The sequence below is a fragment of the Desulfobacteraceae bacterium genome (genome assembly GCA_022340425.1).
In the GTDB taxonomy this organism is placed as follows: Bacteria; Desulfobacterota; Desulfobacteria; order Desulfobacterales; family JAABRJ01; genus JAABRJ01.
In genome coordinates this window covers 38584-47897 of record JAJDNY010000137.1, presented here as the reverse complement: position 1 = coordinate 47897, position 9314 = coordinate 38584, and the positions used below count along the sequence as shown (strand labels likewise).

The following is a 9314-nucleotide window of genomic DNA, read 5'->3' as shown; positions in this document are numbered from 1 at the left end:
AGAGGCCGGTCTTGGCAAATGACTGCATGTAATCCAGGCTGTAGCCGAAGCGCGACAACTTGTTGAGATCCACGATCTTGTAGTTGGGCTCGAGGGCCATCAAAATGTCCAGCTGGCTGACCTTGCCGACGATTTTCCTGTTCTCGTCGTAGACCAGGACCGCCCGGTGCAGATAGGGGCTGAGATCGCTTTCATATCGTTTCTGAGCCTCCTCCAGGGCCAGGACCGCATCGTAGAGGGTGGCGTCCTGGGACACGGTCGCGTAATCCGCCAGCGAAACCATCAAATCTTTGACTTGGATTGTTTTCATGATTCTGTTGCCTCCGGGGTATGAATGGCTATGTTTGGGTTGTTCACGAATAAACGGCTTTTGTCGGGCACGCCGGTGATGCCGGCTGGAGCCTGCTTTCCTCCCCTCCATCAGCAATCGTTGGAAGGTGTGCGATGAACTTTTGTCACTTAAACGCTGTCAACGCAGCGCTGGTTATAGTCGTCCTGGCAAGTCTCGCGCTGGCCGTTCTGACCGGGTTAAACGGGGGCATGTCCCTTGCGGCGATCACGGCTGCGATGGCGCTGACCGCCTCAGGGACATTTTCGCTGGCATCGATCGCTCGCCGTCCCCGGGCCGGGAGAGTGCCGCTAGTCTTTCGGCGTTAGTCGCCGTTTCGGGGTAATCCCACCGTCCCTTCGGCGGCTACCCGTAAGACCGGGCATCCGCCTGGCGGCGTCGAAACCGCCGCCGTTTTCATCCAAAAATTTGACAGGTGTTGACCGTGAAATCCCAAAATTTCATCGTCTTTGGCGGCGGCAGCGGCATCGGAAAGGCCCTGGTGGCGATGCTGCACGCCGAGGACGCCATGGTGAGCTACAGCTCGCGCCAGGCGGATGGACCGCGGGACGGGGACGGTGTGCAGCGCTTCGCCTTTGATGCCGCCCGTTGCGACGTCCCCCCGGAGGTGATCCCCGTGCCCCTCGATGGGCTGGTCTACTGTCCGGGCTCCATCACCCTGAAGCCCTTTCAGAGGCTGACGCGCGAGGATTTCCTGACCGAGCTGCAAACCAATCTGCTGGGGGCCGTGAGCGCCATCCAGGCCTGTTTGCCCGCCCTCAAAAAGGCTCCCGGCGCATCCATCGTGCTCTTCAGTACGGTGGCCGTTCAAACCGGAATGCCCTTTCACAGCAGCATTGCCAGCGCCAAGGGTGCCGTGGAGGGGCTGACGCGGGCCCTGGCGGCGGAGTTCGCCCCCCGCATTCGCGTCAACGCCATCGCTCCCTCCCTGACCGACACCGGCCTGGCCGCCGGTCTGCTGTCCAGCGATCAGAAGCGCCGGGCGGCGGCCGAACGCCATCCACTGGGCCGCATCGGGGTGGCCGAGGATGCCGCCGGCCTTGCGTGCTACCTCTTGCGTCAGGCGGCCGGCTGGATTACCGGGCAAATCTTTCACGTGGACGGCGGCATGGGGGCGCTGAAGACCTTCAGATGACCCTGACATTTGCCCATCCTGAGCGCCTGGAATCCGTCAACGCGACGGTGCCGTTAAACCCTTAAAAGCGCCACACTACATTACAGGCCGACAAGGAAGGTCGTTTTCCCATGAGTCTATCCGACCACGCGATCAACCCCTCCCAGCGGCGCGCCGGCGCGCTGACGGCCATGTTCATCGGTGATGCCCTGGCCATGCCCGTGCACTGGTACTACAACCGCCAGGCACTGGCCCGGGACTACGGGTATGTGACCGACTATTTGGCGCCCCGCAATCCCCATCCCGACAGCATCCTGTGGCGCTCCAGCTACCGGCCCTCCGGGCCGAAGGGCGACATCCTGCATGCACAGGCCCGCTTCTGGGGCCGGGCCGGCATCCACTACCACCAGTTCCTGCAAGCCGGCGAAAACACTCTGAACCTTAAACTCTGCGTGCTTTTGATCGAAAGCCTCAACCAGCACCGCGCCTATCGCGCCGAGGCCTTCGCCGATGATTACATCCGGTACATGACCACGCCCGGCAGCCACGCCGACACCTACGTGGAGGAGTATCACCGCCGCTTTTTCGCCCATTATGCCACCGGCAGCCCCCCCACCGCTTGCGGGGTGGCCGAAAAACATGTCAGCGGGATCATCGGCATGATCCCGGTAGCGGTCTTCTATGCCGACTCACCACCTGCTGCGCGTGCCAAGGCCCTGGAGCATCTGCACCTCACCCATCTAGGACCCAGAATGGAGGCTGCCGGCGCCTTTCTGCTGGACGTTCTGCTACCGGTGCTGGGCGGCGCTCCGCTGGGCCGGGTGCTGACGGACATCATTCGGCGCCAAGTCAACCCGCTTCTGGGACACCCCCTGGAGAAGTGGCTGAATCACCCCGACGACGTGGTCATCGGTCAGCGCCTCAGTCCGGCCTGCTACGTCGAAGACGCCATCCCCGCCATTGCCTACCTGGCCCTGAAGTATGCCGCCGACCTGGAACAAGCCCTGGTGGTCAACACCAATCTCGGGGGCGACAACGCCGGCCGCGGCGCCGTTCTGGGCGCCCTGCTGGGTGCGGCCAACGGGGTGGCCGCCATACCCGACCGCTGGCGGAGGGGCCTGCTGCACCCGCCCCCGACACTGAACACGCCCGGGCCGATGGCTGCCGTCTGAGCAGACCCCAAACGGCGAATTTCAAAGAGCTGCCGGCGCGCTATCCGCGCTCGGGCGCCAGACGGCTGCTGAGGCGCATCACCCCGGGCATGAGAATCCCCCAGATCACCGCCAGGAGAAACAGGGAGGGCAGCAGCGGCCAGTTGAAGGTCGCCGCCCCCATCCGGACCCCGGCCCAATAGGCCAGCGGCCCGCCAACAGCCCCCAGGACCGCCGCCAGCCGCAGGCGGTTTTTGAGCCACGCCAGACTGTGGTTGGGCAAGGTGGCAAACGTGGCCCATACGCCCATCAGCCAGAGCGGTATCGGTACGATGGGCGAGTCGAAGCTGAAGAAGCCGACGGCCTTCAAGGTGCCGTCCAGGACCAGGCCGACGAGCAAAAGGGCACCTGCCAGGAGCAGGTCGGCTTTGGGGCAGGGTGTCAGGTAAAGATGAACCGCCAGGAGCAGCGCGGCGACCCATGCCAGGGCGTCCCCGCCCAGTACGCAGGCGAACCAGGCGCCCTCGTAGATGGCCAGATTGACCAGCCAGTTCATAGGCGCCTCAAAGCGGTGCGGTTCAGGGGGCGGGAGGCCATCAACTGCACCACGCTAAGCGCCCGCTCCCGAAACCCGCCCTCGCAGTAAGCCAGATAGAACTCCCAGAGGCGCTTGAAGCGTTCGTCGTAACCGCGTGTTTTCAACGCATCGTAAGCCCCGAGGAAACGGCTGCGCCAGTCCCTCAGGGTGCGGGCGTAGTCGAAGCCGAAATCCTCGATGCTGCGCACCACCAGGTCGGTTTTGGCGGTGATCAGGGAGAGCATGCGGGTAATGGAGGGTACGCAGCCGCCGGGAAAGATGTGGCGCTGGATGAAATCCACGTTTCGCACGTATTGGCTGTATTTCTGGTCCGCGATGGTGATCGCCTGGATCAGCAGCAGGCCCTCAGGCCGCAGCAGGGCGCCGCACTTTCTGAAAAATTCGGGCAGGTAGCGGTGACCGACGGCCTCGATCATCTCGATGCTGACCAGCTTGTCGTAGCGGCCGTTAAGATCCCGGTAATCCTTTTGCAGCAGGGTGATCCGGTGGCCGAGGCCCGCCTCCTCGATCCGCCGCTGGGCCTCCCGGAACTGGGCATCGGAAATGGTGGTGGTGGTCACATGGCAGCCGTAATTGGCGGCGGCGTGGATGGCGAAGCCGCCCCAGCCGCCGCCGATTTCGATCACCCGGTCCTGGGGTGTCAGTTGCAGCCGGCGGCAGATATAGTCCAGTTTGAAACGCGCGGCCTCCTCCAGGCTGCTGTTCTCCCGGGGGTAGATCGCCGCCGAATACATCATCGTCGGATCCAGAAACGCCCCGTAGAGGTCGTTGCCCAGGTCGTAATGGGCCAGGATATTTTTCTTCGCCCCCTGACGGTGGTTGTCCCGCCGCAGGTGCCGGAGCCGCTGGTAGGGCCAGAGCAGCCAGGCGAGGCCCTGCTCCATGCGGTCCAGCAGGTCCATGTTGCGCACCATGATGCGCACCAGGGTGGCGAGGCTGTCGGTTTCCCAGAGGCCGTCCACATAGGCTTCTCCGGCACCGATCGATCCGCCGAAGAGCACCCGGGGGTAGAAGGCCGGGTCATGCACCGTGATCGTCGCCTGCAGCTGCGGCCGCTGCCCCAGTGTGCGGGCGCCGTCCTGATCGTGAAAGGTGATCTGGCCGTAGCGCAGGTTGGCCAGGAGGTTAAACAGCAGGGATCTGGACCAGTCCGGCAGAAGGCCCTGTAAAAGGGTAGCCCGAGGGCGCCGTGAGGGGTGGGTGAGGTCTCTCATGTCGTCTCCTTGGGGTAGGGTACATAGGGCACGCCTTTGGCGTAGAGTCTGAGCGCCTGCCAGTGGATCGCCGAGACGATGGCGGCGGTCATCACCGGTTTTCTGAGCAGCTGCCGTCTTACGGAGACCGAGTTGAAGGGCTGGCGTGTTAGGTCCAGCCTGGCTTCGAAGACCCGGCCGCGGGGATCGTGGACCGCAATCCCGATCCTGATCCGTTTGCCGGGGGGGCTGATCTGCCAACGGTAATACTGGTTCAGGGGGTTGAACGGCGACACGTGAAACGCCTTGGCATGCATCGGTGCGGGCGGACCGCTGCCCAGATAATGGCTGTAAAGATGGCGCTCGTTCCAGGGAATATTGGACACCTCGGCCAGAAAGTGCGACGGGCGGGAGCTGCGATCGAAGCCGAAATAAAAATTGACCGGGCTGAAGTAGAGCCCGAGGGTCCGGAGATTGAGGAGTGCGCAGACCGGGCCGCTGACCGGCCGCCCGGTCAGTTCCTGCATGCGGGTCTTGGCCCTGAGGTGCAGCGGCTCCCATGGTCGGTCGAGATAGTCGGCTCGCTGGAACCGGCTCAGGGCGAAGCGCCGGGCTGAAAACCAGCGGCCCACGTCCGGCAGGCGGTCGATCTCGTCGAGGTTCAGGTACCACATGAAAAACGGGTAGCGGAAACGGTGACGCCTGGGGATAAAGCGCTGGTGGGTGACGGTGCCGACATAGAGCGCGGGTTTCATGGTTCAATCCCCAGGGCGCGGCAGACCCGCAGGCCGCTTTTAACGCCGTCTTCGTGGAAGCCGTTGAACCAGTATGCGCCGCAGAAATGGACGTGATCGATGCCGGAAATGGTGTGCCACTGCCGCTGGGCTTCGATTGCGGCCGGATTGAACATCGGGTGGGCGTAGGTGAAGCGCCCCAGGACCTTGTCTTCGGCGACCTCCTGGTTCAGGCTGACCAGATAGGGCTGCCGTTTATTCAGACGCTGCAGGATATTCATGTTGTAGGTCAGGGTGGCCCGGCCGGCATGCCTGCCGCTGCAGTAGTAGTTCCAGCTGGCCCAGGCGCTTTGGCGCCGGGGCAGGCGGCGCGTATCGGTGTGCAGCACCACCCGGTTTTCGGTGCAGGATAGGGCCCCCAGCACCTTTCGCTCCTGGGCGCCGGGCTCGGCCAGCAGGGCGAGGGCCTGGTCGCCATGGCAGGCGACCACCACCTCGTCAAAGGTCTCGGTCCCCGCGCGGCTGGTGAGTTTGATGCCGCCGTTGGCCTGCTGGAGGCGCGTCACCGGGGTCTTCAGCCGAACGGATTGCCTGAACGGCGCGGTCAAAGGGGCGATGTAGGCCCGCGACCCGCCGACGATCGTGTACCACTGGGGACGGTCGACGAGGTTCAGCAAACCGTGATTTTCGAAAAAGCGCACAAAAAACTGCAGCGGAAAGTCCCTGGCGTCCTGAAGGCCCATGGACCAGATGGCGGCGATCATGGGCAGCAGGTAATTGTCGGCGAAGAGCGCCCCGAAGTGCTGCCGCTGGACGTAATCCCCGATGGTCCGGGCGCCGGGGCGGGCCGCCTCCCGCCTGACCGCCCGGTTGAAGCGCACGATGTCCAGCAGCATCCGCCAGAAGGCCGGGCGCAGCAGGTTTTCGCGCTGGGCGAAGAGGCGATTGAGGTCGCTGCCGTTGTACTCGAGATCGATGGCATCGTTGCGCACCGAAAAGCTCATTTCCGTTGGCTGGTAAGCCACCTGCAGTTCCTCCAGCAGTCGGATGAAATTGGGATAGGTGCGGTCGTTGAAGACGATAAAGCCCGTGTCGATGGCGCTTTTTTCGCCCGCCAGGGAGACGTCGACGGTGTGGGTGTGCCCGCCGATGTAATCGTTGGCCTCGAACACCGTCACCGCATGGCGACGGGAGAGGTAGTAAGCGCTGGTCAGCCCGGCGATGCCGCTGCCGATGACGGCGATTTGCTTCATGACCGGACCATCTTTTGGGCCAGCCGCAGCCAGAGCACATCCGGCAGGAGCGACAGGGCCTTCAAAATATAGGTGAAACGCCGCGGAAAGTGGATTTCCGGCTGTCTGCGGGCGATTCCCCTGCGGATCGCCCGGCTGGCCCGGGCGCTGCTGATCAGAAAAGGCATCGGAAAATCGTTGCGGTCGGTCAGGGGTGTTTGGACAAATCCCGGACATACCAGGCTGACCGCGATCTTTTCCCTGAACAGGCTGATCCGCAAGGTCTCCAGCAGGTAGGCGACGGCCGCTTTGGACGCCCCGTAGGCCTCCGCCCGCGGCAGGGGCAAATAGGCCGCTCCGGAGCCGATCCCCACCAGATGCGGCGCCCGGCTGCGGCGCAAAAGCGGCAGGAGCGCCTCGATGCTGTGGCCCATGGTTTCGACGTTGACCCGCATCATCCGGCTGAGCAGGGCGCTGTCGAAGACGGGCAGGTCGATGTACTCGCAGGACCCGGCCGAGAGGATCGCCAGGTCGATCACCTCCAGCCCCGAAAACCAGCTCAGCGTTTCCTCGCGGTTCAAGAGGTCCACCGCGCCGGTCTTGAGGCCCACGCTCTCAAGGGCCGCAAGCCTTTCCCGGCTGCGGCCCAGCGCCCAGACCTCGTGCCCCTCGCGGTGATAGTCCAGCGCCAGCTGTCGGCCGATGCCGGAGGTGGCGCCGGTGATGAGAATTTTCATGGTGCCGCCTTCTTGCTTTGGGGGTGGCTTCCCCTTTTGCCACCCCCCGGGGTCGCGGAAATTCTTTAAGTTTGTTCCAAAACTTTTCATCCTTTGCGGGGCTGTCAATTTCGAGGGACCGGTAAAAGCGCAAAATCAGGTGATTTTGCGCTTTCAGGCCCTCTTTTCGGCCCGTGTCCTGAAAACCGCACGGGCCGAAAAGGCGCCGGGCCGACAAACGCGGTCAGAAGTTCGGCAGGGCCCCGAACCCCCGCAGCATCCAGTAGCCGGCGGTCAGCAGCAGCAGCACGATGTTGGCGATGAACCACAGCGGGATGCCCACCCGCAGAAAGTCTTTGGGCTCCAGATAGCCGCTAGCATAGACGATGGCATTGGGCGGGGTGCCGATCACCAGCATGAAGGCAAACGAGGACGCGATCGCCGTGGACATGGCCATGAAGGGCAGGAAGGTTGTGCCCGGATGGGCCAAGCCGGCCATGTTGAGGGCGATTGGCCCCACGGCCGCCGCGGCGGGCCCATCGGCCATGAGGTTGGTCATAACCGCCGTGATGCCGTTGGATACGGCCATAAGCGGCAGACCGGCATTCATCCCCAGGGGGGCCAGCAGGTCCATCACACTGCGGGCCAGCCAGTAGGCCGCGCCGGTGCCGTCCAGGGTGCGACCGAAAATGATCGCCCCGGCGTACAGCCAGACGACACCCCAGTCCACTTTTTCCTGGTAGTCGCGCCAGTTGACGATGCCGGCCAGGAGATAGGCCACCGCACCGGCCATGGCCAAAACCCCCAGGCCCAGGCGGATGGGCAGGATCCCATTTTGATAGAAGGTCTTTTCCGTGAACCAGCCGAAGACCATGACCACGAAGATGATCAGGGCGCTGATCTGGTTTCGGTTCCAGCCGCCCATCTTGTCGATTTCCTTTTTGAGGTGTTCCATGGCCGGTGCCAGGGAGCGGATGCGGGGCTTGAACTGCCAGTTGACCAGCAGCCAGGTGAGCGGAATCATGATGAAAAGATAGGGCATGCAGTAGGTGATCCACTCAAAATAGCCGATATCCATCCCGAACATGTCGTTCAGATAGGTCATCATGATCACGTTGCGGGCGCCGCCCGAGGGGGCGCCGGGGCCGCCGATGTTGCAGGCCATGGCGATGGCGATCATCATCATCTTTCCCAGCTCCAGGTCTTCCGGGACCTCGTCGCTGAGGCTGTTCTGGTAGAGCAGCATGGCGATCGGCAGGAACATCGCCGCCAGGGCGTGGTCGGAGATGACCGCCGCCAGGGGCGAGATGATGACGAAGAAGATCAGGGTGATCCACTTGACGTTGGGCACCGCCAGCTTTTTGAACATGGCCAGGCAGACCCGCTTGTCCACCCCGGTCTTGACGAAGGCCGCGGCGAACATGAGGCTGCCCATGATGAACCAGACGGCGTCATCCCAGTAGAGCATGGCCACTTCCTGGCGCGAGGTGACGCCGGTAAAGACCAGCAGCAGCCCGATGCAGAAGGCCACCCCCGGAAGGGGGATGCACTCCGTCAAAAAGCAGAAAACGACAAAGGCCCCCATCCCGATGGCCACCTGGATGTGCCAGGCGCCCTTGTCGGCGGCCTGCCGGTCCTTATCGGACAGCTCCTCGTATTTGAGCCCGTCGCGCCGCAGCTCCAGGGCGTTTTGCATCAGGCTGCGAAACCGCTCGGGCGCCACGTTTTCCTCCACCCAGCTCAGGGCCCGGGCGAGATTGGTGGTGTCGCTCTGGATCTTGTTCTGCCTGAGCCACCTGGCGTCCCTTTTCAGGAAGCGGTCCTTTCCCAGAGCCCCCATGCGCATGTTGTGGTCCATGATCTGGACTGTGACCAGCTGCCACTGCTCCAAATCGGAGGTTTGAAGATCGAACAGCTCCTTGGCCAGATAGACGGTCACCGCCTTGGGGCCGACATTGTATTCGGTGCCCACGTCCTTCATGCTGTAGGGGGTCGGCATGAACAGAATGCCGAACAGCAGCACCAGTGGAATGACGAACAGCTTCCAATCGACGTATTTGTCGTAGCCGGTGGCCTTCTTTTTCTTGAGGGCGGATTTGCGGCTTGCGGGCGCTCCTGCCCCCGAGCGCGCATCAGACCCCGCAACCTTCCCGGCGGTGGCGCGGGTATCGTCGATTTTGGCGGATGGATCCATAAAACTCCTCCTCCCTATCAATCGGTGTTCAGT

9 protein-coding genes are annotated in these 9314 nt (G+C 63.2%); 2 read left to right on the top strand and 7 right to left on the bottom strand.

Annotated elements, in window-relative coordinates:
* Positions 1 to 310: CBS domain-containing protein (locus LJE63_11970; protein MCG6907322.1), on the bottom strand; the 310-nt coding region annotated here is incomplete at its 3' end.
* Positions 311 to 773: 463 nt separating this feature from the next.
* Between LJE63_11970 and LJE63_11965 the strand changes: the two genes are divergently transcribed.
* Positions 774 to 1484 (top strand): SDR family oxidoreductase, encoded by a 711-nt coding sequence (locus LJE63_11965; protein MCG6907321.1) that lies wholly within the window; start codon positions 774 to 776, stop codon positions 1482 to 1484.
* Between the two features lie 110 nt (positions 1485 to 1594).
* Positions 1595 to 2635: an ADP-ribosylglycohydrolase family protein gene (locus LJE63_11960; protein MCG6907320.1), complete on the top strand. Its 1041-nt coding sequence runs from the start codon at positions 1595 to 1597 to the stop codon at positions 2633 to 2635.
* A 40-nt stretch (positions 2636 to 2675) separates the two neighbouring features.
* On the opposite strand, the gene LJE63_11955 is transcribed toward LJE63_11960, so the two are convergent.
* From LJE63_11955 to LJE63_11930, 6 genes are all read right to left on the bottom strand, one after another.
* Positions 2676 to 3170 carry a DUF2878 domain-containing protein gene (locus LJE63_11955; protein ID MCG6907319.1) on the bottom strand — a complete coding sequence of 165 codons (495 nt, stop codon included), beginning with the start codon at positions 3168 to 3170 and terminating at the stop codon, positions 2676 to 2678.
* The gene (locus tag LJE63_11950) at positions 3167 to 4426 is read right to left on the bottom strand and encodes a cyclopropane-fatty-acyl-phospholipid synthase family protein (protein ID MCG6907318.1); all 1260 of its coding nucleotides are present in this window, start codon (positions 4424 to 4426) and stop codon (positions 3167 to 3169) included. Before LJE63_11950 ends, LJE63_11955 begins: the two co-directional genes overlap by 4 nt.
* Positions 4423 to 5160 (bottom strand): DUF1365 domain-containing protein, encoded by a 738-nt coding sequence (locus LJE63_11945; GenBank protein MCG6907317.1) that lies wholly within the window; start codon positions 5158 to 5160, stop codon positions 4423 to 4425. Before LJE63_11945 ends, LJE63_11950 begins: the two co-directional genes overlap by 4 nt.
* Entirely contained in the window at positions 5157 to 6392 is a 1236-nt protein-coding gene (locus LJE63_11940) for an FAD-dependent oxidoreductase (protein MCG6907316.1), read from the bottom strand. The genes LJE63_11945 and LJE63_11940 overlap by 4 nt, the downstream gene beginning before the upstream one ends.
* Positions 6389 to 7108, bottom strand: a complete 720-nt coding sequence (locus LJE63_11935) for an SDR family NAD(P)-dependent oxidoreductase (GenBank protein ID MCG6907315.1) — start codon at positions 7106 to 7108, stop codon at positions 6389 to 6391. The genes LJE63_11940 and LJE63_11935 overlap by 4 nt, the downstream gene beginning before the upstream one ends.
* A 223-nt stretch (positions 7109 to 7331) precedes the next feature.
* Positions 7332 to 9281 (bottom strand): DASS family sodium-coupled anion symporter, encoded by a 1950-nt coding sequence (locus LJE63_11930; GenBank protein ID MCG6907314.1) that lies wholly within the window; start codon positions 9279 to 9281, stop codon positions 7332 to 7334.
* Positions 9282 to 9314: the final 33 nt, after the last annotated feature.